The 21360-nt window shown below is 54.1% G+C and carries 31 protein-coding genes; 15 read left to right on the forward strand and 16 right to left on the reverse strand.

The annotated features are described in order from the left end of the window. Positions 1 to 24: 24 nt before the first annotated feature. The 3 genes from MVB78_RS07150 to moaA all read right to left on the reverse strand — a co-directional run bounded on the left by MVB78_RS07150 (position 25) and on the right by moaA (position 2755). Complete coding sequence (locus MVB78_RS07150; protein WP_297489782.1) at positions 25 to 534, reverse strand: hypothetical protein; 510 nt, start codon at positions 532 to 534, stop codon at positions 25 to 27. Positions 535 to 783: 249 nt separating this feature from the next. Beyond that, complete coding sequence (locus MVB78_RS07155; RefSeq protein WP_297489784.1) at positions 784 to 1794, reverse strand: class I SAM-dependent methyltransferase family protein; 1011 nt, start codon at positions 1792 to 1794, stop codon at positions 784 to 786. A gap of 37 nt (positions 1795 to 1831) precedes the next feature. Beyond that, positions 1832 to 2755, reverse strand: coding sequence for a GTP 3',8-cyclase MoaA (moaA, locus tag MVB78_RS07160; protein WP_297489853.1), 924 nt, complete (start codon positions 2753 to 2755; stop codon positions 1832 to 1834). 122 nt (positions 2756 to 2877) lie between these two features. Here moaA and MVB78_RS07165 point away from each other — a divergent pair, with 122 nt between their 5' ends. Together MVB78_RS07165 and MVB78_RS07170 are read left to right on the forward strand one after the other, a co-directional pair. Then, on the forward strand, positions 2878 to 3636 hold the full coding sequence (locus MVB78_RS07165; protein ID WP_297489786.1) for a hypothetical protein: 759 nt from the start codon (positions 2878 to 2880) through the stop codon (positions 3634 to 3636). Then, complete coding sequence (locus tag MVB78_RS07170; protein WP_297489788.1) at positions 3602 to 5017, forward strand: DUF402 domain-containing protein; 1416 nt, start codon at positions 3602 to 3604, stop codon at positions 5015 to 5017. The genes MVB78_RS07165 and MVB78_RS07170 overlap by 35 nt, the downstream gene beginning before the upstream one ends. On the opposite strand, the gene MVB78_RS07175 is transcribed toward MVB78_RS07170, so the two are convergent. The 4 genes from MVB78_RS07175 to MVB78_RS07190 form a co-directional block, all read right to left on the reverse strand. Continuing rightward, positions 5014 to 5400, reverse strand: coding sequence for a PIN domain-containing protein (locus tag MVB78_RS07175; RefSeq protein ID WP_297489791.1), 387 nt, complete (start codon positions 5398 to 5400; stop codon positions 5014 to 5016). The genes MVB78_RS07170 and MVB78_RS07175 overlap by 4 nt on opposite strands. Beyond that, entirely contained in the window at positions 5397 to 5621 is a 225-nt protein-coding gene (locus tag MVB78_RS07180) for an AbrB/MazE/SpoVT family DNA-binding domain-containing protein (protein WP_297489793.1), read from the reverse strand. The genes MVB78_RS07175 and MVB78_RS07180 overlap by 4 nt, the downstream gene beginning before the upstream one ends. Positions 5622 to 5780: 159 nt before the next feature. Beyond that, positions 5781 to 6473: a DNA repair and recombination protein RadB gene (radB, locus tag MVB78_RS07185; RefSeq protein WP_297489795.1), complete on the reverse strand. Its 693-nt coding sequence runs from the start codon at positions 6471 to 6473 to the stop codon at positions 5781 to 5783. Positions 6474 to 6483: 10 nt separating this feature from the next. Next, positions 6484 to 7119, reverse strand: coding sequence for an MBL fold metallo-hydrolase (locus tag MVB78_RS07190; protein ID WP_297489855.1), 636 nt, complete (start codon positions 7117 to 7119; stop codon positions 6484 to 6486). Between the two features lie 62 nt (positions 7120 to 7181). On the opposite strand from MVB78_RS07190, the gene MVB78_RS07195 reads away from it, so the two are divergent. From MVB78_RS07195 to MVB78_RS07205, 3 genes are read left to right on the forward strand one after another with little or no spacing between them, the layout of a single operon-like run. After that, the gene (locus tag MVB78_RS07195) at positions 7182 to 8348 is read left to right on the forward strand and encodes a DUF4157 domain-containing protein (protein WP_297489797.1); all 1167 of its coding nucleotides are present in this window, start codon (positions 7182 to 7184) and stop codon (positions 8346 to 8348) included. Further along, a complete protein-coding gene (thrC, locus tag MVB78_RS07200) occupies positions 8302 to 9450 on the forward strand; it encodes a threonine synthase (protein WP_297489799.1) in 1149 nt (382 codons plus the stop codon). The genes MVB78_RS07195 and thrC overlap by 47 nt, the downstream gene beginning before the upstream one ends. Positions 9451 to 9455: 5 nt before the next feature. Then, positions 9456 to 10244, forward strand: a complete 789-nt coding sequence (locus tag MVB78_RS07205; protein WP_297489857.1) for an extradiol dioxygenase — start codon at positions 9456 to 9458, stop codon at positions 10242 to 10244. Between the two features lies 1 nt (position 10245). Here MVB78_RS07205 and MVB78_RS07210 read toward each other — a convergent pair whose 3' ends face one another. Beyond that, complete coding sequence (locus MVB78_RS07210) at positions 10246 to 10698, reverse strand: alanyl-tRNA editing protein (protein ID WP_297489801.1); 453 nt, start codon at positions 10696 to 10698, stop codon at positions 10246 to 10248. A 191-nt stretch (positions 10699 to 10889) separates the two neighbouring features. On the opposite strand from MVB78_RS07210, the gene MVB78_RS07215 reads away from it, so the two are divergent. The 4 genes from MVB78_RS07215 (at position 10890) to MVB78_RS07230 (ending at position 13611) form a co-directional block, all read left to right on the forward strand. Next, positions 10890 to 12236 (forward strand): cyclic 2,3-diphosphoglycerate synthase, encoded by a 1347-nt coding sequence (locus MVB78_RS07215; protein ID WP_297489803.1) that lies wholly within the window; start codon positions 10890 to 10892, stop codon positions 12234 to 12236. Positions 12237 to 12313: 77 nt separating this feature from the next. After that, positions 12314 to 12565 (forward strand): PLDc N-terminal domain-containing protein, encoded by a 252-nt coding sequence (locus tag MVB78_RS07220; protein ID WP_297489806.1) that lies wholly within the window; start codon positions 12314 to 12316, stop codon positions 12563 to 12565. Between the two features lie 117 nt (positions 12566 to 12682). Next, the gene (locus MVB78_RS07225) at positions 12683 to 13099 is read left to right on the forward strand and encodes an EamA family transporter (RefSeq protein WP_297489808.1); all 417 of its coding nucleotides are present in this window, start codon (positions 12683 to 12685) and stop codon (positions 13097 to 13099) included. A 206-nt stretch (positions 13100 to 13305) separates the two neighbouring features. Next, complete coding sequence (locus MVB78_RS07230) at positions 13306 to 13611, forward strand: hypothetical protein (RefSeq protein ID WP_297489810.1); 306 nt, start codon at positions 13306 to 13308, stop codon at positions 13609 to 13611. A gap of 3 nt (positions 13612 to 13614) precedes the next feature. On the opposite strand, the gene MVB78_RS07235 is transcribed toward MVB78_RS07230, so the two are convergent. The 6 genes from MVB78_RS07235 to MVB78_RS07255 all read right to left on the reverse strand — a co-directional run bounded on the left by MVB78_RS07235 (position 13615) and on the right by MVB78_RS07255 (position 15282). Next, positions 13615 to 14094, reverse strand: a complete 480-nt coding sequence (locus MVB78_RS07235; protein WP_297489859.1) for a DUF3368 domain-containing protein — start codon at positions 14092 to 14094, stop codon at positions 13615 to 13617. Then, positions 14084 to 14332 (reverse strand): UPF0175 family protein, encoded by a 249-nt coding sequence (locus tag MVB78_RS07240; protein ID WP_297489861.1) that lies wholly within the window; start codon positions 14330 to 14332, stop codon positions 14084 to 14086. The genes MVB78_RS07235 and MVB78_RS07240 overlap by 11 nt, the downstream gene beginning before the upstream one ends. Before the next feature lie 220 nt (positions 14333 to 14552). After that, on the reverse strand, positions 14553 to 14633 hold the full coding sequence (locus tag MVB78_RS11330) for a hypothetical protein (protein ID WP_297522710.1): 81 nt from the start codon (positions 14631 to 14633) through the stop codon (positions 14553 to 14555). Further along, a complete protein-coding gene (locus tag MVB78_RS07245; protein ID WP_297489812.1) occupies positions 14621 to 14815 on the reverse strand; it encodes a hypothetical protein in 195 nt (64 codons plus the stop codon). Before MVB78_RS07245 ends, MVB78_RS11330 begins: the two co-directional genes overlap by 13 nt. Positions 14816 to 14878: 63 nt before the next feature. Then, a complete protein-coding gene (locus MVB78_RS07250; protein ID WP_297489814.1) occupies positions 14879 to 15034 on the reverse strand; it encodes a hypothetical protein in 156 nt (51 codons plus the stop codon). Further along, positions 15031 to 15282, reverse strand: coding sequence for a UPF0175 family protein (locus tag MVB78_RS07255; protein ID WP_297489816.1), 252 nt, complete (start codon positions 15280 to 15282; stop codon positions 15031 to 15033). Before MVB78_RS07255 ends, MVB78_RS07250 begins: the two co-directional genes overlap by 4 nt. A gap of 128 nt (positions 15283 to 15410) precedes the next feature. On the opposite strand from MVB78_RS07255, the gene MVB78_RS07260 reads away from it, so the two are divergent. Next, positions 15411 to 15872 (forward strand): hypothetical protein, encoded by a 462-nt coding sequence (locus tag MVB78_RS07260; RefSeq protein ID WP_297489817.1) that lies wholly within the window; start codon positions 15411 to 15413, stop codon positions 15870 to 15872. Positions 15873 to 15953: 81 nt separating this feature from the next. Beyond that, positions 15954 to 17144 carry an ATP-binding protein gene (locus MVB78_RS07265; protein WP_297489819.1) on the forward strand — a complete coding sequence of 397 codons (1191 nt, stop codon included), beginning with the start codon at positions 15954 to 15956 and terminating at the stop codon, positions 17142 to 17144. Here the strand turns inward: MVB78_RS07265 and MVB78_RS07270 are convergent. Together MVB78_RS07270 and MVB78_RS07275 are read right to left on the reverse strand one after the other, a co-directional pair. Further along, entirely contained in the window at positions 17119 to 17532 is a 414-nt protein-coding gene (locus tag MVB78_RS07270) for a secondary thiamine-phosphate synthase enzyme YjbQ (RefSeq protein ID WP_297489821.1), read from the reverse strand. The two genes, MVB78_RS07265 and MVB78_RS07270, sit on opposite strands and share 26 nt — an antisense overlap. Continuing rightward, the gene (locus MVB78_RS07275; RefSeq protein WP_297489822.1) at positions 17532 to 18428 is read right to left on the reverse strand and encodes a thiamine-phosphate synthase family protein; all 897 of its coding nucleotides are present in this window, start codon (positions 18426 to 18428) and stop codon (positions 17532 to 17534) included. The genes MVB78_RS07270 and MVB78_RS07275 overlap by 1 nt, the downstream gene beginning before the upstream one ends. 111 nt (positions 18429 to 18539) lie before the next feature. Here MVB78_RS07275 and pyrB point away from each other — a divergent pair, with 111 nt between their 5' ends. Genes pyrB through MVB78_RS07295 form a run of 4 tightly spaced genes read left to right on the forward strand, consistent with a single transcriptional unit; the run spans position 18540 to position 21351 of the window. Continuing rightward, a complete protein-coding gene (gene pyrB / locus MVB78_RS07280) occupies positions 18540 to 19475 on the forward strand; it encodes an aspartate carbamoyltransferase (protein ID WP_297489824.1) in 936 nt (311 codons plus the stop codon). Beyond that, on the forward strand, positions 19476 to 19931 hold the full coding sequence (pyrI, locus tag MVB78_RS07285; protein ID WP_297489826.1) for an aspartate carbamoyltransferase regulatory subunit: 456 nt from the start codon (positions 19476 to 19478) through the stop codon (positions 19929 to 19931). It abuts the gene before it with no gap. 38 nt (positions 19932 to 19969) lie between these two features. Then, on the forward strand, positions 19970 to 20776 hold the full coding sequence (locus MVB78_RS07290) for a hypothetical protein (protein ID WP_297489827.1): 807 nt from the start codon (positions 19970 to 19972) through the stop codon (positions 20774 to 20776). After that, positions 20773 to 21351, forward strand: a complete 579-nt coding sequence (locus MVB78_RS07295) for an AAA family ATPase (RefSeq protein WP_297489863.1) — start codon at positions 20773 to 20775, stop codon at positions 21349 to 21351. The genes MVB78_RS07290 and MVB78_RS07295 overlap by 4 nt, the downstream gene beginning before the upstream one ends. Positions 21352 to 21360: the final 9 nt, after the last annotated feature.

A 21360-nucleotide genomic window follows, 5' to 3' on the forward strand; every position in this document is an offset into this window, starting at 1 on the left:
TAAAAATCAAAGAATAAAAATATTTCAGTTACTGGAGTTTTCCGTGCTTAGAACCTTATTGGGATCGGGGATATATCCCTGAAGTGTGCCTGAAGTATCTACAATGGTCTTAGTGTCTGATCCCCCCAGGAGATGGGACACTTTTTCCTTGACAGTTACATGGTAGGGGGTCACTATGTTATAGCCACCCCAAGAACTTATATATCCGTAGGTGTATCCCATATTTATGTCAACAGAGTAGCTTATTTTGGTTATATGTATCAATGGAGTCTGATAGTTCTTAACGGAGTACCTGTACCCGTGGGAGAAAAGGATGAACTTGTTAATTGTATCATCATAGAGTCCATATTGATAAAGGCCCCATGCTGCTCCATGGTGATCATTCCAAGAAACACTGAAACTTACGCTTACCCCATCATAAGCTCCAGAAACCTGCAGATGTGGATCTATGCCCTCATCAGTCCTTCCGGTAGCCTGACCTGCTGGGACACCCCAGACCGTAGCGGCTGCACTTCCTGAGGTCATTCCAAGCACTAGCAGACCAAGCAAAATTCCCAATAACCCCCTGCCATCGCATAATGCCCACCCCGTTAAGTTATCTGCAATAGATTCTATTTAACCTATCCTTATAAGCTTTTTCCTTTACTATAAGTAATAACTCCTTCTTTTTTTTTTTTTTGAATATTAAATTTATTCAGAGTTGCATTTTGCTCCTGAACTTATCTAAAAGAAGCCCGAGTAAAAGAGTTGCATGGCCATGCAACCAATGCCGTTCGGCGTTTGTTACCTCACCACTACATCGGCGCAGACCTTAAATACGTGGGGCTTAAAGTCGCTCACCTTCTTCACCCTCACCTCGCACTCCTTCCCCTGGCTTGAGCATTCCTCGATTATTCTCCTTCTGAAGTTCTCTATCTCGGCCTCGCCAACGAAGTCGTAGTAGTGGAGCCACCTCTCCGCTTTGCTCAGCGTTAAAGCTAAGGCATCAATGCCCCTCGGCGTTGGGCTTATCACGCGGTCGTAAGTGGGAAGCTCAGGCAAAACCTCAAAGGCATCGCCGTGTATGAACTCTATCTCACCCTTCAAGCGCTTCCTGTTGAGTTCAATGTTCTCCAAACCCAGTTCGTAGGCTTCCCTGTTCAGCTCGACCGCCGTTATTTTGACCCTCCTATACCGCGCTATGACTAAAGCGTAGGGAAGAACGCCCGCGAAGGGGACTAAAACCCTCTCGCCATCGCGAACGAGCTGGGCCAGCCGATAGCGTTCGCCCTTCATCCTCGGGTTGAAGAAGACCCTGCTTAGGTCAACCTTTATCTCGACGCCGTTCTCCCTGTGGATTGTTTCGAGCCTCTTCTCGCCCCAGATTATCGAGTAGTCCCTTATTCTGAATTTGCCTTCGTGGAAGCCCTTCTGGGCCACGACCCTGATGAACGGGTGAACCTTTCGGAGGCCCCAAACGATGTCATCAACCCTATGTTCCAGCTCGGGCGGGATTTGAACGACCGCTATGTCGCCGACGATGTCGTACCTCCGGAGGTGCCTCAGCTCATCTTCACTCAGCTTTTCCGCCAAAACGCTCTCAAGGTTCTTGTATATCTGCCTCTCAGGTCTCAGCGGGAGCTCAACCGGTAGAACTTCGTAGCCGAGCGAGCGAACCATCTCATCTCCAACAACGGGAAGGAGGACGAAATCACCCTCCCTCCTCGGCCTTCTCTTCCCATCGTATATCCCGAGGCTTTTCAGTTTTCTCTTCACCGGCTCTGCCTCTCGCTTTGGAACCTTTAGTGCGGGCATATGTATCAGAAGGGGTTCGGTCGGCACCTTAAAAGCTTCACTTCCAGTAGGGCTCCCTCATGACGACTGCTTCCCTGAATATCTCCACTATCTCCCCATCGCCCGCGCCGTTTCTCATCGCGGTCATAAAGTCTATCAGGTCGTCGTTCCTCAGCAGGCAGGTCTTGAACATCCCGTTAGAGGTGACCCTCAGGCGGGTACAGTTGGCGCAGAAGACCGTGTTGTGCATAGCCCTCACAACTTCAACCTCGGCTATGCCGTAGTCGGTTGGAACGAAGTACTTCTTCCGCCTGTGCATCCTCCTCTCGCGCGTTTCCACAGCTTTCCTCTCAAGCTCCCTCTCAACCGGTTTGAGCGGGTAGAAGTACTTCCGGAAAAATGCAGTCTCCTCAACCTCCCTTGGGGCCTCAAGCTCGATGAGCTGGAGTATCGTTCCAGTTTTAGCCGCGAAGTCAACCATGTCCCAGATTTCACCCTCGTTCAGGCCCCTCATAACCGTCATGTTAAGCTTTACGGGAGAGAGGTATTTCACCGCCTCCCCTATCCCCTCCAGGACAACGTCGAGCATGTCGACGCCGGTTATGCGTTTGTAAACCTCTCTCCTGAGGCTGTGGAGGGAGACGTTAACGCGGTCGAGGCCGGCCTTTGCCAACGGTCTCGCCAGCTCTTTGAGCCTGCTCCCGTTGGTCGTCATGCTGAGGTCAATGAGGTAGGGCTTTATACGCCTCACGATTTCGATTATGTCCTCCCTGACCGTTGGCTCGCCCCCGGTCAGCTTGACCTTCCTGATGCCGAGGCGCGAGGCTATCCTGACGATCCTCTCGATCTCTTCCGGGGTCATTTCGTTTTTAGCTAAGAACCTCTGACCCTCACGGTGGCAGAAGAAGCAGTGGAAGTTGCACTCCTGCGTCAGGGAAATCCTGAGGTTCGTCACCGGCCTTCCAAAGCGGTCGTAGAACATCCCCTTCCCCCGCATTATTTAGCGCTTTGAGTTAATAAATTTTTTCAAGAAAACAAAATTGTTTAACATAATCATGGGAAAAGTAAATGTAGGGGTAAAATGAAGGGTGATGGGGGGAGACCATGAGGACAGAGAGGGGCAGGGAGATACTCAACCGGCTTGAGGATCTTCACAGGAATTTTGAAAGGCGTTTTCCCGAGCTCTATTCTGAGAAAGGGACTGAGGAGCTCTACAAGCTGGTAAGCGGCCTCTATGAGATAGTGAACGAGAGCATGGAGCTTGTGAACGACCTCTACCGGGAGATGGCTGCCGCTGGACCGGAGCTTGAGTCCACGCTGAGGGAGCTGCAGAAGGGAGAGCACCAGATGAAGTTCCGCCTTGAGGAGCTGTTGGGAATCCTCGCGAAGCCCCAGGACTACTCGACCAAGGCCAGACTGAAGGTGGCCCTCGACAGACTCGTCCAGTTCCACAGGGTGTACGACTACACAGTTTCGAGGGCCCTGGCGGCCCTCGGCAGGGAGATAGAGGGGCTTGAGTTCATGGAGAGGATGGGCGTTGAAAGCGAAAATCAGAAAAAGGCACCGGCGAGTATAATCGAGAGGCTCAGGAAAATCGATGAAACTGAGGAGAAGCTTGAAAGGCTTACCTCCTTCGTTGGAAGGCTGTACCTTCATCCATCCGATGTCTACCGCGTGGAGAACGCCCTGATGGAGTGGCACCGCATGGGGCTTCTCTGGGTGGAGGCGAGGTACGTTGGAAAGCTCAGCGGGGTCGCGAACCCTGAGGAGATACTGGAGGGACTAGCGCTCATTGGAGTTGTGGAAAAGAAGGAACGGGGGGGTGAAAGTGTCTACAGACACAGGAGTTTCAGTTCGGGTTAGGGGGATATACAGCACCGCCCTAACAAAGCTGTTCCTCGACAGGGGCTTCAAAATCGCCCAGCCAAGCCAGAAAACGGCCGAGAGGCTCGGTATAGAAAGGGGCTACGACGAGTTCGATGTGGACGTCTACGACAGGAAGGATCACCAGGGGGTCATCCTGACAGGGGATGCCGTGGAGAAGGTCAAGGCCCTGTTCGAGGAGGAGTTCATTGACGCCCTCTTCAGAAAGCTCCCTTACCAGCTCTACGGAATCTACAAGGGGCTCGTCATCAAGAGGGATGAGAAGTACGTGTACGTGGACATCGGGAGCGCCATAGGAACCGTGCCCGCAGAGGAGGGCCGGAACCTGAGGGAGGGCGACGAGGTTCTGGTTCAGGTTAAGAGGCACAGCGTTCTGCCCCACCTCAGCACGACGATAACGATCCCCGGGGACTACGCCGTCCTCATTCCAAAACCCGTTGGAAGCCAGAGACACGTCAAGATATCGAGGAAAATAAGGGAGCAGAAGGAGAGGGAGAGGCTCAGGATCCTCGGACTGAGTATAGACATGGGCGAATGGGGCATCCTGTGGAGAACGGCCGCGGCCTACAAGGACTGGAACACCCTCAGGGACGAGATAATAAGGCTTTCAAAGCTCTCGGACAGGCTCAAGAAGGCAGAAGGGGTATCGGCGCCGGAGCAGATAATAGAGGGGAGGAACATCTACGAGGTCGAGTTCGGAGGGGGCACCAAAAAGAAGCTCGACGAAATTAGGAACAGGGTCGTTCCGACCATAGATGGCCACCACCAGCTGAAGGCCTACGACCTGGAGATGAGCTTCGCCGTTGAGATAGCGGAGAGCATACTCGCCAAGATCCCCGGCCAGAGGCTCAAGGTCAATCAGGGGTTCTGGGAGGGCCTGATAGACAGCAAAGGGCCGAAGAAGGGCTGGCTCTTCTTCTTAGAGCACAACAAACCGGACGGCCAGGTTTTCAAGCTGGGGCCGGGGGAGATAACAGAGGTCTCCTTCAACCCGCTCAAGATCACCATGAGGCGGAGCCTGAAGCCCGGCAAGTTCTACGACGGTCTCGACCTGCCGATAGAGAGCGGGGACTACGCGATAACCGAGATAGAGGCCGGGAAGTGGTGGTTCGTGCACCGCTACTACGACAGGAGGGGCAACCTGAAGGGTGAGTACTACAACATAAACACCCCCGTTGAGGTGTACCCAGACAGGGCCCGATACATAGACCTCGAGGTGGACATAGTCAGGTGGCCCGACGGGAAGAAGGAGGTAATAGACAGGGACAAGCTCACTGAACACTACAGGGACGGCATCATCAGCGAGAAGCTCTACCGGGCCGTGCTCAAGATAACCCAGGAAGTCTACGAGAGGGTTTAGGGCAGGGTTTTGATGCCCAGCTTCTCAGCATCTTTTTTCAGTCTTTTATCGTAGGTCGCCAGCCTTTTGAAGTCCTCGGCAGTTGCCAGGATCACCATGTCGTTGAAGCGCTTCGGATTCTTGGCCAGTTCAAGCGCGCGTTTTGTGTACTTCCCGTCATCACCGATAACCTTCGCCCTCGGGCTATTCAGAATCGAGGAGACCACCTTCATTATGTCTTCCCCTCTGTAACCTTTCTCTCTGAAAAACCAGTAGAGCTCGTAGAGGACGATACTCGGTACGACCCATCTTTCCAGCGATGCAAGGATGTTTCTTGCTTCCGAGTTGAACTCAGAATCCCTTAGGGTGGCGTATATGAAGAGGTTGGTGTCTATTACCGTCACTCCTCCTCACCCTGGCCCCTTCTTATTGCCTCCTCGATGTCCTCGACCTTCAGTCCCCTTCCCCCGGGCAGTAGGGGGAGTTCAAGGTCGCTCTTTTTGATCACGGCCTTCCCGTCTTCGATCTCGACGACGAGAACGTCCCCCACTTTAATTCCCAGCTTCTTCCTAATATCGCTTGGGATAGTAATTTGATAGTTCCTAGTTACCTTTGTGACCCCCATAGTCTCACCAGATATAGTAGGGCACTGGAGTGTAAAAACGTTGCGGTGGAAACCCTTTAATATTTCCCAGTGTCTTTTTACTTCTTTCTCCCGAAAGCCTCGCCCTTCAGGGCGGGGAGGAGGTCAGGAAATTGGAGTAATATACTCGGCGGGTAATGTTCAGAGGTTTCCTTTTCCCTTTTCTTGCTCGGTGTCGATTGCGTCTTCAATTCCCCTGTCGGTTATCCTGAAGTAGGCCATTAGGCCGCTGGGCCTGAAGCGGTGCCTCTCAAGGACGGCAGCTCCCCTGCCGTTCGGCAGTCTGTCGAGCCTCAGGATATCCTTGCACCTGTAACCGAGGGTCTGCTCCGCCACTGGGCGGGTCTTCTCAAGTCTGCTGTCGAAGTGAACCTGGTTCACCACTATGACGGGGAGCGAGTTCCTCCTCGCTATCCAGAGCAGAACCTGGAGCTGCTTGCTGATCTCGGGGGTCAGGTTCCACCAGTCTTCCTCGGCCCTGTAGTGGGCCGTTATGGAATCAACGACAACGAGCCTGAAGTCGGCGCTGACGATCTTCTTCAGCGACCCTATGACCCTCCTCTGCTCCCTGAAGTCCGATGGAGTGAAGAGTATGAACCTCTTCAGGGCCTCCTCCGGGTCGATGCCCCTGAGGGAAGCCATCTGGGATAGCCTCTCGGGGGAAAACCCGCCCTCAGTGTCCACGTAAGCCACCTTTCCGCCGCTGAGGAGGCCCGTTTGAACCGCCAGGGTGGTCTTACCCGTGGCGTAGGGGCCGTAGACCTGGGTGAGAACCCCCTCGGCAAAGCCCCCTCCAAGCAGCTCGTCCAGCGATCCCACGCCCGTGGACAGCATGGCGACACCTTCACAGGGTGATCTCCTCGTAGGGCTTGAGGACGCGCAGGAAGGTGAACACCCTGTCCTTCAGGAGCTGCTGTCTGAGCTTCTCAGGGTCGCCGTTCCCGTAGACACCGTAGTGCATTGGTATGGTCACCCTGGGTCTTATGTCCTCTATTATCTGAACGGCCTCACGCTCGTTTGCCGTCGAACGGCCGCTTATCGGGACGAGCAGAACGTCAACCTTTCCCCTGAGCTCCTGAAGGGCGGGAAAGGGATAGGTATCCCCAACGTGCAGGAGCCTCTTGTCCCCCTCTATCAGGTAGCCTAAGGGGTACTGGCTCGATGGGTGCTCCATGAGGTAGGCCGTGACCCTGACGCCGTTTCCAAGCTCCAGAGTTTCTCCGTCCTCAATCTCGCGAACTCGCGTGATTCCATCGCTCACGGCCATGAGGTAGACCGGCTTTGGTCCCACCACCGTTGCACCCCTGAGCCGCGAGAGCAGCTCCACCTTCCCGTAGTGGTCGCTGTGTTCGTGCGTTATGAGGATGTAGTCCACCTCTCCTATTCTGTCGTCATCTACCTCTGGATACGGGTCGATCAGGATCCTGACCCCCCTCGTCTCGACCCAGAAGCAGGAGTGACCGTACCATATGAGCTTCATCCGTCTCACCGAGATAAGTCTGAAGAGGTGGACTTAAATATTTCCCCGCCCAAAACCCTGCGATGAAGATGAAGGGAAAGGTTGCGGCGGCCCTCATCGCGGTCCTTATCCTCTCACTGGCGGCCTCCGTTCAAACGGTCCAGCCCAAAGAAAACGTTTTGAGCGAAGCCCAGGCCATACTGAAGAGCGTTGAGGCCATAAGGGGACTCCAGTTCAAGGAGCCTCCAAAGATAGTGGTGCTGACGCGGGCGGAGGCAGAGAGAATGTTCAAACCCGGGAGACCGGACGTGGAGAGGATGAAACTTGAAGGCGACGTCTACAAAATGAGCCTGCTCCTGAAGCCGGACTACCCCTACGTCCACGAGAAGGTGGAGCAGAGCGTCGGCTGGATAGCGGCCACAGTGGGGGACACGATATACATCATTGAGGAGAACTTCCTCTCGGATCCGGCAACCGCGAAGAGGGTAATAGCCCACGAAAGCGTTCACGTCCTTCAGAAGCAGTGGTTCAACGCCCCTTACGGCGGGCCGACGCTCGACACCACCAAGGCAATACAGGCGGCGATAGAGGGGGACGCCGACCTCGTGGCGGACATCTACTGCAACGAGACTGGCATACCGATCCACAAGATAACCGACCTCTACACGAGGGACCCAGTCACCGACCTCGGGATATTCCCATACGTCTACGGCGACCGCTTCGTTGCGTACCTCTACAGGAGAGGAGGCTGGCCCCTCGTGAACTCAATGTACGGGAACCTCCCTAACACCACGAAGGAGGTCATGTTTCCAAAGCTCTACCTTGAGAACTGGACGCCGGTGAACCTCAGGGAGGAGGCAGTCTCAATGCTCCCGAAGGGCTCTGAGGTAGTCTACTCGGACAGGATGGGGGCCTTTTACATCTTCCTCATCTACTGGGGACACGGTGCGAGCATGGCCAACTCCACTGAAATGGCTGAGGCCTGGACAGGAGACTGGCTGGTCGTGGGGGACTCAAAAGAGGGCGACCTAACAAACAGAACCCTCGTCTGGAATGTGGAGTTCAAGGACTCCAAAAGCGCAGCTGATTTTGCCGACTTCTTAAGGGGGCTTGCAAGGGGAAATCCCTACGCCCACTTCACGATCAAGGAGGAGGAAAAGAGGGTTGTCCTCCGGTCATGGAGGATGGAGGGGGCCGAGGAAAATGAGGGGAAGACTGCACTGCCCGATCTGTGGAAGGGAGTACGATAAACCGATCCAGCGCTGTTCCTGCGGTGAGCCGGTGGAGTTTGAACTCTTTGAGGGAGAGCCCTACATTGCCAAGACAGCCTGGGAGAGGTTTTACGACTTCTGGCCCATCGAGCCAGAGCTTGAGCTTTCCCTCGGTGAAGGCGACACTCCCCTGGTTAGGTCCAGACTCGGAAAGGAACTCGGGGTAAAGCTCTACCTCAAGAACGAGACGGTAAACCCAACCTGGAGCTTCAAGGATAGAGGAACGTTTTTGGCAGTGAGCTACGCCCTCAAAGCCGGCTACAAAGCGGTCGGAACGGTCTCTACAGGCAACATGGGGGCCAGCGTTTCAGCCTACGCATCGCGCTTCGGCCTTAAAGCGAAAATCCTCGTCTCGGAAAACGCAGGCGACGAGAAGGTGAAAGCCATCTCCGTCTACGGCGGGGACGTGATAAGGGTTAAAGGCGACTACGGAAAGCTTTACTTCGAGAGCCTGAAGCTTGGAGAGAAGCTCGGCGTCTATTTCATAAACTCCGACAACCCGTTTCGCGTTGAGGGCTACAAGGGAATAGCCTTCGAGATAGCGGAGGAGCTGAGTCCGGACTACGTTTTAATTCCCACCAGCTCAGGGGGTCTCTTCAGGGGGATAGCGAAGGGCTTCATCGAGCTGAAGGAGAATGAACTGATTGAGGAACTGCCAACGCTAATAGCGGTTCAGGCGGAAGGCTGTTCGCCGATATGCAGGGCGTTCAAAGAGGGGAAAGAAAAAATCGAGCGCTTTAAAAAGCCAGAAACGATAGCAAAGGCCATAGCCAACCCTTATCCACCGAGCGGTAACGCGGTTCTGAAGCTCCTCCGCGAGTTCGGCTGGAAGTGCGTTGCGGTGAGCGATGAGGAAATAACCGAGGCCCAGAGAAAGCTCGCAGGAGAAGGACTCTTCGTCCAGCCCGCGAGCGCAACTGGAATTGCCGCGGTGAAGAAGCTCATCGAGAGCGGTGTTATTTCTGAGGGGTCGAAGGTGGTTTCGATTCTTACGGGTTCAGGTTTGAAGACCCTCCCCCATGCGGAGGGCGGGGAAGTTAGGGAATGCTCCCTTGAAAACCTTGAAAGTTGCCTGAGGTGATGGGAATGCTCGTTGGAATAGGCCTCATGCCCCACGGAAACCCGGTTCTGGAGCCTCCGGATGAAGAGACGAAAAAGTTAGTGGAGGTTCTGAGGGACATCGGGAGAGCCTTCTCTGATGTTGACTCCTACGTCCTGATAAGCCCGCACAACGTGAGGATGAGCGACCACCTTGGAGTGGTCATGGCGGAGAACCTGGTTTCGTGGCTCGGCTTTGAGGGAGTTGAACTTCCGGGAGAGTGGAATACCGATAGGGAGCTGGCCGAGAAAATCTACAGGGCCGAAAAAGATGCTGGAATTCCAGTCGTTGACCTGAACTTCGCCAGCAGGAGCGGAGAATACTCCCGCTGGCCCCTTAGCTGGGGGGAGCTTATCCCTCTCCATTTCCTCAGAAAGAGGCCTCTGGTTTTGATGACGCCGTCGAGAGGGGTTGATAGGGAAACCCTCGTGAAGTCGGGGGAAATCCTTGGGAAAGTTCTTGAGGAGAGCGGGAAGAGAGTTGCTCTGATAGTCAGCGCAGACCACGGGCACGGGCACAGCGAAAACGGCCCCTACGGCAAGGTAAAGGAGAGCGAGGAGTACGACAGGCTTATCATGGAGCTCATCAACGAGAACCGGCTTGAAGAGCTTCTCAACATTTCCGAGGGGCTGGTGAGAAAAGCCCTAGTTGACAGCTACTGGGGGATGCTGATGATGCTCGGAGCTGTGAGTATCGGAGAGTTCGAGCTTAAGGGCTCTGCATACTCCTGTCCGACCTACTTCGGCATGGCGGGAGCGCTGTGGGTGAGGAAATGAGTCAATCCAAAACGTCAAAGCTGATCTCCAAAAGCCCCTTGCTCTTCCTGAAGCGGGTTTTTCTGATTCTTACCTCTCCAATCTCTCCCGTCGTCTTTGTATGCTCTTCCCTGCATGCGTTGACGTTCCAGCCCTCGATGACGACCACTTTGAGGGTCTTTACCTCCGAAGGAACCGGGAAGAGGTCGTACATATCCTCGCCAAAGCGCTTCTCGGCCTCCTCGCGCGGGAGCTCGTAAACCTTGACGGGGGCGTTTTCCATGATTTTCTCGTTGGCGAGGCGCTCTATTTCCCTAACCTCCTCGGGGGCGGGCTTTCGTTCGAACTTGACGGTTAAAATAGCCCTGTTGCCTTTAACGTGGGTCGAGGCCGTCCACTTGGCCCCCTCACCGAGAACTTTAACGACGGCCCCCTTGACCACGTGAAGGGCGGTATGTGTTCTAACCTCGTCCATGCTTGGGGGTTGGAGGTGGAGGATATAGGGGTTTCGGTATGCCGAGTGCAGGGAGTTTTTGAAAGTCCTTCAGGTGAGCTATTCTCTTTCCGAATGAATTGCACTGGAGCCTTTCAACGCTCAACGAAAACCGTTATAAAAGCCAAAGGGGATACACCAGTGCCGAATTAAATGCCTCTGAGGTGGGGAACATGCCGGAGAAGAAGAGAAAGAGGGTTCTCATTTTGGGTGCCGCTGGCAGGGACTTCCACAACTTCAACGTCTTCTTCAGGGACAATCCGGAATATGAGGTCGTTGCCTTCACCGCGACCCAGATCCCGGACATCGAGGGAAGGCTCTATCCGCCGGAGCTGGCAGGAGAACTCTACCCTAACGGGATTCCAATATGGAGCGAGGACGACATGGAGAAGATAATCAGGGAGCACGACATCGACATAGTTGTCTTCGCCTACTCGGACGTCTCCCACGAGCACGTCATGCACCTCGCCAGCAGGGCCCACTCGGCTGGAGCAGACTTCTGGCTTCTCGGACCCAAGAGCACGATGCTCAAGTCCAGCAAGCCTGTGGTAGCTGTAACAGCAGTCAGAACCGGCTGCGGAAAGAGCCAGACCAGCAGGAAGGTCGCCAAACTGCTCCAAGAGATGGGCTACAAGGTGGTTGCCATAAGACACCCGATGCCCTACGGCGACCTCAGAAAGCAGATCGTCCAGCGCTTCGCCACCTACGAAGACCTCGACAAATACGAATGCACTATCGAGGAGCGCGAGGAGTACGAGCCCTACATCGAGAGGGGAATGGTCGTCTATGCCGGCGTTGACTACGAGAAGATTCTCCGCGAGGCTGAGAAAGAGGCCGACATAATCCTCTGGGACGGCGGAAACAACGACTTCCCGTTCTATGTGCCGGACCTCTGGATAGTGGTTACAGACCCGCACAGGCCCGGCCACGAGCTCAAGTACCACCCCGGTGAGACCAACTTTAGGAGCGCTGACGTGATAATCATCAACAAGATAGATACAGCCAACCGCGACGACATCCAGAAGGTCCGGGAGGACATCGAGAAGATCAACCCGAACGCCATCGTTATCGACGGTGCCTCACCGCTCTACGTCGACAAGCCGGAGCTTATCAAGGGCAAGCGCGTCTTAGTTGTGGAAGACGGGCCAACGCTCACCCACGGCGGCATGAAGTACGGTGCCGGCTACATAGCGGCGAAGAAGTTCGGGGCCAAGGAGATAATAGACCCGAGGCCCTACGCGGTCGGCTCGATCGTCGACACCTACAAGAAGTACAGCCACCTCGACGTCATACTCCCGGCCATGGGCTACGGCGAGAAGCAGATCAAGGAGTTGGAGGAGACCATAAACAACGCCGACGCCGATGTGGTTGTCATTGGAACGCCCGTTGACCTTAGGCGCTTCATGAACCTCAACAAGCCGGCGGTGAGGGTAAAGTACGAGCTCGAGGAGATCGGCCAGCCGAAGCTGAAGGACGTTCTCAAGGAGTGGCTTGAGAAGTGCGAGAAGCTCAAGAAGTGATCTTTCTATAGCTTTCATTTTCAACCTTCTCCGAAAACATTTTATATTGGACGTGGCCAAGCTGAAAGGGTGGTTTCATGGTGGTGTTTGCTATAGGGTTAGTGTTGCTATGGATTAGCGGAATAGTAGCGGTGATCTGGGTAATCTACGACGTGCTTACAAACCAAAAGAGAATGCCCGACACGGAGAAAGTAGTATGGATCCTGGTGGCTCTGTTCCTGACGCTGATCGGGGCGCTCCTCTACTACCTCATCGTCAAGAGAGAAAGAAAATATGAGGGGGAGCCAGAGGAGTACGGGGAAAACCGTGAAGAACCCATCGTCTACTGAAGCCTTTTCGAAAGGCTTTTAGGGGGGAATGCCCAACTATCAACGCCCGGGGAGTGCCGCCGAAGGCGGAGCCGATGAACTTGGGCGGGTTATTACCCCCTTTACGGCGGTGGTTCGATGAGAGACTACATCGTCTACGCGGTTCTGGCTGCTTTTTTCGCGGCGCTCGTCCCGATATTCGGGAAGCTCGGCCTCAGGGACGTCAACCCCACCCTCGCGACCGCGATGAGGGCCGTTATAATGGCGCTCTTCTTAGCGGGCGTTGCCCTAGCGAGCGGCTCAACAGGCGTTGCTGAAATCGATGGCAGGGCGCTCCTCCTGATAAACCTTTCCGGACTTGCGGGGGCGCTCTCGTGGCTGTTCTACTTCATGGCAATAAAGAATGGAAGGGTTCCCGCGGTGATTGCGATAGACAAGACCAGCGTTGCCCTCGCGATATTCCTATCGTGGCTCGTCCTTGGGAGCAGGATAAACCTGAAAACGGCGCTCGGGGCAGTTCTCATCGTCATCGGCGCGATTCTGGTGTCGCTGTGAGCGTGTTCGAGTTTCCTCACCGATATCGGAGTTCCGGTCTCAGGTGCCCAATTCTCGCCCAGTATTATACCCTCCGGGAGGAGGGAAATCTATAAATACCCGGAGGGAGGAGGGAAATGAACACGGGCTTAATGATGCTTGTTTGGTTTGCCGTTATATTGCCGGTTTTCGGAATAGAATACTTCCTTTGCGACAAGGCGCCGGTTTTGAAGAGTCAGATATACAGCACTTCCCCCTCAGATCTGATGAGCTGGTCTGAAAAATGCAGAATTGCAGGGGCTATAGGACTGCCCGTGGCCCTGTGGGGAATAGCAATAAACATTGGTCTGTTCGTGGATGGGGAAGTAACCTTCGGCTTAGCGGCGCTGTTTTTCACCGGAGGCTCGGTGTACATGTTCGCTGGCGATGCTATGAGGAGCATCAAATACCGGGCCGTAGCCCAGGAGCGCCTCCTTCAGGAGGCCGTCGCCAGCGGTGTCGAAATAGGCATGAAGAAGGCAAAGGAGAGCTGAGCTCTACAGTTCCCCAGCTTCCTTTAGTATCTTCTCATAAAGCCCTTCACTAAGCCAGAAACCAGTATCTCTTAGCCTCTCCAGTTCGTCTTTAAGACTGGTTATCCTCCCAGTGAACTTGGCTTTAAGGAGAATGCCGATGGTTCCGGTCACTCTGAGACCGAGAGCTTTAGCAACTTCCCTTCCATCGTAATCATCTATCAAGGCAAGTTCAGCGCTCTTTTCAAGGGCCAGGACTATCGCTTCACTCTCGCCTTCATCCAGCTCGATCATTAGGGACCTCTTGAGTCTCTCGTCAGCTATCCTCTCCACCCTAATCCATTCGGCGTTTTTAATTGTCCTGGCGTCTTCGCTATCGCCACCTTCAATAACGCATTCTCTGTAAACGGCTTCAGGGATTAAGATCTCGCCAAAGAACTTCCTCAGAAGTGCAAGCCTCCCGATTTTAGCGAGATGGATTAATGGAGTCGAGTTACTCACCACGGGCAAAGGCCACATCCTCCAGCAGTTCCCTTTCGGTGTAGTGCCGCGGGATCCTTCTCTTAGCGAGTTCCTCAAGGAATTCCCTTTTGGTCACTCCTGCGAGCTTAGCCGCTTTCCCAAGGGGGAGAACGCCCCGCTGGTATAGTATAACAGCCAAATCCAGTCTCAGCTCCCTTTCAACTTCATCCTTGGGAAGCTTCATGGCGGTGACAACATCATTCGGAATGACTATCTCCATTCCCTCCACCAGATTAATGTTGAACGAGAGCATATTTAACTCTTCTTACCAACCTTTTCGAAGGGGATGTATACCCTGAGCCCCTCAACTCTCCCGGGCGAATATAACGAGTCAGGAAGCTTTATGTTGACTTTCCTCCGAAGTTCGATGGCAACGTCGGCTATCTCATCGGTGAGAGATAACATGGGCGAAGTTTAAGAATAAAAAGGGCAAAAGAAACCTAAACCTCGCCGGCCTCTCTTAGAATTCTCTTTACAACCTCATCAGAGATTCTGAAACCGTTCCCCCTTAGCTCTTCCACGTAGGGAGCGATTTGGATATAAGGCCCTTTCTCTTTGCAAGGAGAAACAGGCCGAGCGTTCCAGTGGCCCTAAGCCCAAAGCTCCTTGCGACTTTTCTCGCATCCTTATCGTCGGGGATAACCACCTCAATCTCGTTTTCAAGGGCAAAGGCTATCGTCTCGGCTTCTCCATGATCTATCATTTCAAGGAGAACCTCCACGAGCCTCTGGTTCTTTACCGAACCCCTCTCCGAAAACCTGGTTTGCTATAACGAGGGCTTCTCATGCCCCACACCTTCGACAACAGTCTCGTAATGGACCGCATCGGTAATGTAAACTTCGTCGAAGAGTTTCGCCGGAAGGTCGAGAAGTTCAAGCTTTGCGAGAAATATGAGCGGGAAAGAGTTCACAACTGCCCTCATGAGAGCTCCCCCAGAGCCTCAAGGTCGCTCTCAAGCTCTTCTTCATCGTAAGGTATGCCACTTCCCTCTCTCACAAGGAGTTCAATGAATTCCCACTTGCTCAGACCTGCCAATCTTCTAGCTTGGCCAAAGGATAGTATACCCTTCTCGTAGAGGCGCAGGGCCAGCTCCACTTTTATTCTCTCCTCAACCTCTCCATCGGGTATCTTCACCATTCTTGGAAGCTCGACGATTATTCTCTTTCCCATCTTCCCACCAAGGTGGGGTTAGAGGAGGCTGTATTTAACTCCTTCGTCCCCAGTATTATACCCTCCGGGAGGAGGGAAATCTATAAATACCCGGAGGGAGGAGGGAAAGGGGTTACCGATACCCCCATATGAACGATGATACTGCGAAGCATGTGGGAGTTACTTGGATTTTGAGCCTTATCGTAATGATGTCTGGAGTGCTAGCTAAAGTGAAAGCCCTTCAGGATCTTGGGATAGGACTGGGATTGGGAGGACCTTTCTTAGTATCCGGGATAGAAGACTACTATAAAATAGAAGGTGCTGAGTACATAGTGACTCATTATTCTGGCGAAGACGCTATAAACGAAGCCATGAAGCTGGCAAAAGATGCACGCAACGGGGCACTGGAGTCTTGGATTGCTGGAGGATTCTTCTTTATGCTCTTTGCTTGGGGAGGACTTGGAATATCGATGACATTAACGGGCCTTGCAAATTTAACCAACTTCATAGTAATGATCCTTGCACACAAACGTTACAGCGAGCTGAGAAAGATGCTCATGATACTCCAGCTCAAGAAGGGCGACAAAGCAGAGATATCGATCAAGATCTAACCCTTCCATTTTTAAACCCTGAGAACTTACACTTCTCAATCTTTATAAGGGGTTGAGAACTATAACTTCTCAGGTGTCCCCATGAGACTGGGCGATCTCACCTACATGAACCCCTGGTGGGAGGGGAAAGAGGACTACCACGTGAGGCGCTGGAGAGAGCAGAGATTCCACTGGCGGCCAAAGTGGCTGGGGAAGCTTTCGCTTAAGCCGTTCTCCCTCAACTTCGTCCTCGGTCCGAGGCAAGTGGGGAAAACCACAGGGATAAAGCTTCGGATTCAAGAACTCCTGAAGGATAACCCGCCCGAGGCCGTTCTCTACGTCAACGTTGAGGTCTTACCAAGCCATCGCGAGCTTTTAAACATCCTCCGCGAGTTCCAGGAGCTCAAGGAGAAGGAAGGGATTAAGACGGGTTACATCTTCCTCGACGAGGTTACCTCCCTTGAAGGCTGGTGGCGCGGGATTAAACCGCTCATAGACGCCGGCCTCTTGGAGAACGACGTGGTTACAGTTACAGGCTCAAGCTCCCTGAGGGTCAAGAGGGACATTGAGCTCTTTCCCGGCAGGAGAGGGAGTGGAAAAACTATAGAGGTCATGCCACTCTCGTTTCCAGAGTACGTGGAGGTAATGGGACTGGAGAGGCCAGGACTGCGGAGGGAGAGAGTCCTGAAGCTCTTTGAGGCCTACCTGAGTACCGGTGGATTCCCGGCGTCGATAAACGGCCTCCCGATGGACGACCTCCTCGGGGCGTATATCGGAGAGATCGTCCGCTTTGGAAAGAGCCTTGAGATAGCTAAGGAAACCCTCGCGGCGGTGATAAGGAGCGCCCCCTCGGCGACGAGTTTCAGAGCCTTGGCGGGCATGACCTCCGGCTACTCCTACAAGGTTGTCCAGGACTATATCGAGTTCTTCACCGAGCTTTACATCCTCGGGATAGCCTACCTAAAGCAGGGTAACCAGGTGCTCTACAAGCGCGAGAAGAAGTTCTTCTTCCGCGATCCCCTCCTGGCGAGGCTCTTCGCCCTGTGGAGCGGGACCGAGCTTAGGGAGGACGCACTATACGAATGGGTAGTTCAGGAGCATCTCCACCGCCGTTTCGGCGAGGTGTACTACTACAGGAACTCCTATGAGGCCGATGCAGTTGCCGGAGACCTCAAGGTCGAGGTGAAGACTGGAAAAACCCACAGGAAGTATCCGAAAAGCGTAAGGGTTTTAGGGAAGGAGGAAGTGCCCTTCTTCCTCCTCGAACTCACTCCCCAACAACCTGCACTATAACGCGCCTGTGCCTCGGCCTCACATCCAGCTCGACGAAGAATATCTGCTGCCACGTTCCCGTCACCAAGCGGCCGTCAACGACCGGGAAGCACTCGCTCGCGCCGAGCAAAGTCGCGCGGAGGTGGCTGTGGGCATTGTCGTCTATCCTGTCGTGGAGGTAGCCCTTTCCCTTCGGCACTAACTCCCTCAAGGTTCTTTTGAGATCTTCCAGGAGACCGCTTTCATGTTCTATCGTCACTATCGCTCCAGTCGCCCCCGGCACGAAGACGAGGGCCTGCCCGTTCCTTATCCCAGAACCCCTCACAACCCTCTCAACCTCGCCGGTTATGTCAACGAGGTCTATCTCACCCCTCGTGGAGAACCTCAGCTCCTCCGTGAAGACGGCCATCACACCACCCCCAAATTTTTGATCACGAGCTCAAGTTTTCTGAGTACGTCAAAGGGATCAAGGCCAAAGATGTAGACGCCGGGCTCGAGGCCATGGCCCCCCTCATCAATTACGACGTCATAGGTGCGCTCCCTGAAGGGGGAGACTATGGCAACTATGGAGTCCTCCTTACTGGGCCCGCTCCTGACCCTCGCCGCTTCAAGGCCCGCCGCCTCGATGGCCTCCTCCACGTCCTTCCCGTACCTGATGTTGAGCACGCTCCTTATCTCGGGCCTTATCCTGCCGAGTTCAACGAGTATCCCCGACGTGAAGGAGCTTGCCCCGAACTCGGGGGAGAGGGCATGGGGACGGCCCTTGACGAGGTTTATCCTCCCGGGAATCGCGGCGACGTCGTCCTTGCCCTTCGGGGCAGGAAGGGAGTAGGCAAAGTTGCTCCTGACCTCGGGGATGAGGCCTCCAAAGCCCTTCATCCCGAGGAGCTTCCTGAGGGCCAGCTCAAGGGTCTCCAAAACCTCCCTCCCGCTTTCCTTCGGACGGTAGAGGGAGTAGCAGACCTCCTCATCTATCCCGGCGTAGCGGGAGTAGGGGGGACATAGGGCCCCGTTTAAGAAGAGCTCCATTATCCTCCTGGTGAGGAGAACTATGGCATCCTGCTTTGAGCTTCCATAGGCTATCGCCCTGGAGACCTCATCGGCCACCCCTTCAAGGACAGGCAGAATCTCATCATCCGGGTTTTTGTAATGGCCACTCAGGTACTTGCTCACCATGGCCTGAGTTATCCCGAGGTAATCCCCTATCTCGGACTGGGTCATCCCCAAGCTGTAGAGGTTCTTGGCTATCCTCGCCCTTATGAATGGGAGGAGCTCATCGGCTATGTAGAGAGCCGGAATTTTCACCCGACCACCACCCGAGATAGAATACGACCGAAGGTTTTAAATCTACTGTCTTGCCGTGGATCTGTCAAAAATCCTTAAAAACCCCTCACGATTTACACAGAAAGGGCTCTTATGGACTGGAAAGGCCGCGACGTGATAAGCATACGGGACTTCTCGAAGGAGGATGTCGAGTTCGTTTTGAGCGTTGCAGAAAGGCTTGAGGAGGAACTTGCCAAGAAGGGCTCGCTCGACTACGCGCGCGGAAAAATTCTGGCGACGCTCTTCTTCGAGCCGTCAACGAGGACGAGGCTTAGCTTCGAGTCAGCTATGCACAGGCTTGGGGGGTCTGTTATAGGCTTCTCCTCGGCATCGAGCACGAGCGTCAAGAAGGGTGAAAGTTTAGCCGACACGATAAAGACAGTCGAGCAGTACGGCGACGTGATAGTAATCAGGCACCCGATGGAGGGGGCGGCGAGATTAGCGGCTGAAGTTGCGGAAGTCCCGGTCATCAACGCCGGCGACGGGAGCAACCAGCACCCAACGCAAACTCTGCTTGATCTCTACACGATAAAGAGAACCTTCGGAAGGATTGATGGATTAACAATAGGCCTGCTCGGCGATTTGAAGTACGGGAGGACCGTCCACAGTTTAGCCGAGGCTCTAGCCTTCTACGACGTCGAGCTCTACCTCATCTCGCCCGAGCTTTTGAGGATGCCGAAGCACATCGTTGATGATCTCCGAGAGAAGGGCTTAACTGTTCACGAGACGACCGACCTGGAGGGCACAATTCCGGAACTGGACGTTCTCTACGTGACGAGGATTCAGAGGGAGCGCTTCCCGGACGAGGAGGAGTACCTCAAAGTGAAAGGTAGCTACCAGGTGAACCTCTCAACCCTCAAGAACGCAAAGGAAAGCCTGAAGGTAATGCACCCTCTCCCGAGGGTGGACGAGATACATCCTGAGGTGGACAAGAGCGGGCACGCCCTCTACTTCAGGCAGGTCTTCTCAGGCGTTCCCGTAAGGATGGCCCTCCTCGGATTAACGCTGGGGGTTCTGGAGGGGGTTTGAATGCCCGAGCTGAAGGTTGAGGTTATTCCCGAGGGGACTGTCATAGACCACATCCCAGCGGGGAAGTGGCTCAAAGTAATAGAGATACTTGGCCTGACCAAGCCCAACGGAGGAACCCTGCTCATAGCCTCGAACGTCCCGAGCAAAAAGCTCGGAAGGAAGGACATCGTTAAGGTCGAGGGGCGCTACCTGAGCGAGGAAGAGGTCAACAAGATAGCCCTCATAGCGCCGATGGCTACCGTGAACATCGTGAGGGACTACAAAATCATCGAGAAGTTCAAGGTGGAAATCCCGGACGAGATAGTCGGAATCCTCAGCTGTCCGAACCCGAACTGCGTCAGCAACCACGAGTACGTTGTTCCAAAGTTCAGGGTGGAGAGCAGAGAACCGCTAAAGCTCCGCTGTTACTACTGCGAGAGAACAATCGAGGGAGAGGAGATAATAGGCAACCTGTGAGGAAGGCTTTTTAACGTTCTTCCCCTCCCTTCTCCGTTATGTTCACGGTGGAGGAAATCCAAGAACTGGTCAGGCAGGTCAGGAGGGAGCACAACCTCCCGGAAAGTCCCTTCAGGATAGACGAGGTTCGCTATGACAAAGAAAACGACAAGCTCTTCATAATAGCCCACGACAGGACGGACAAGAGCGTTGTGATAGGCAACAGTCTCGTAATAGGAAAGCTCCGCGAGAGGCTTAAAGTCAAGCAGGTGACGGTTTACTCGAACCTCGACCTCGCGATAAAGAGGAGGAAGCTCAGCGAAGCAGAAAAGCTCGTGAAAGGCACTGGACTGGAGTTTCTACTGCCAATAATCGAGGCGGAAAAGCGCTTCCCACCGAGGAAGTGGCCGTCTGTGAAAGGGAGCGTTAAAACCCTCGTCTTCCTCAGCTTCAACGCGAGAGCTCTCCTTGGCTTCGCCGAGAAGTTGAGCTTACCCCACGGAGCCGTTGGGATAAGGTACGTCTTCCCAAAGCTGGACTACGAGCCGGTGGAAGGAGAGCCCAAAGAGGTTCTCTTCCCGAACGAGGGAAAACTCGTGAAGCTCGCCCGGGAGAGAAACGCGAAGCTCGTCCTCGCTGACTTTCCCTTCGGGCTGAGATGGAGAGAGGGAATAGCGCTCCTCAACCCGTTTCGATTTCTGCACATCGGGTTCTTCGAGCTCAAGTACCTCTTCGGCTTCGAGTTTCCCACGATGGTTGACTACGATGCCCTCATACGTTTTGTGGCTGAGCTAACCTACGAGGGCCTTATGGAATCAACGGATGGGGCGAATCTGATATGGCGCTACTGGAGGCGGAGAAGATGATAATCGGAGTGGTAGGGAAGATTGCCGCGGGGAAAACCACAGTCGCAAAGTTCTTTGAGGAGAAGGGCTTCTGCAGGGTCTCGTGCAGTGAACCGCTTATCGACCTCCTCACCCACAACGTTTCAGACTACTCGTGGATTCCTGAACTGCCGGAAAAGGCGGAGCCGACGCGCGACAGGCTGATAGAGCTCGGGAAGTACCTCAAGGAGAAATACGGCGGGGACGTTTTGATAAAGCTGGCAATAGACAAGAAGAGGGGCTGTAAAAACGTCGTCATAGACGGCGTCCGCTCAAAGGAGGAAATAGAGGCTATAAAAAGGCTCGGCGGAAAGGTCATCTACGTCGAGGCAAAGCCCGAGATAAGGTTCGAGAGGCTGATGAAAAGGAGGGCCGAGAAGGACAGGGGCATCAAAAGCTTCGCCGACTTCAGGGAGATGGACGACGCCGAGGAACGCTTGTACCACACGAGCAGGCTAAAAAACCTGGCTGATTACGTCATCGTTAACGAGGGCACCTTGGAGGAGCTGAGGAGAAAGGTGGAGGAGATAAGTGAGAACATCGCGGGGAAAGTTTAAAGGAAGTTG

Source organism: Thermococcus sp., from assembly GCF_026991495.1.
GTDB lineage: Archaea > Methanobacteriota_B > Thermococci > Thermococcales > Thermococcaceae > Thermococcus.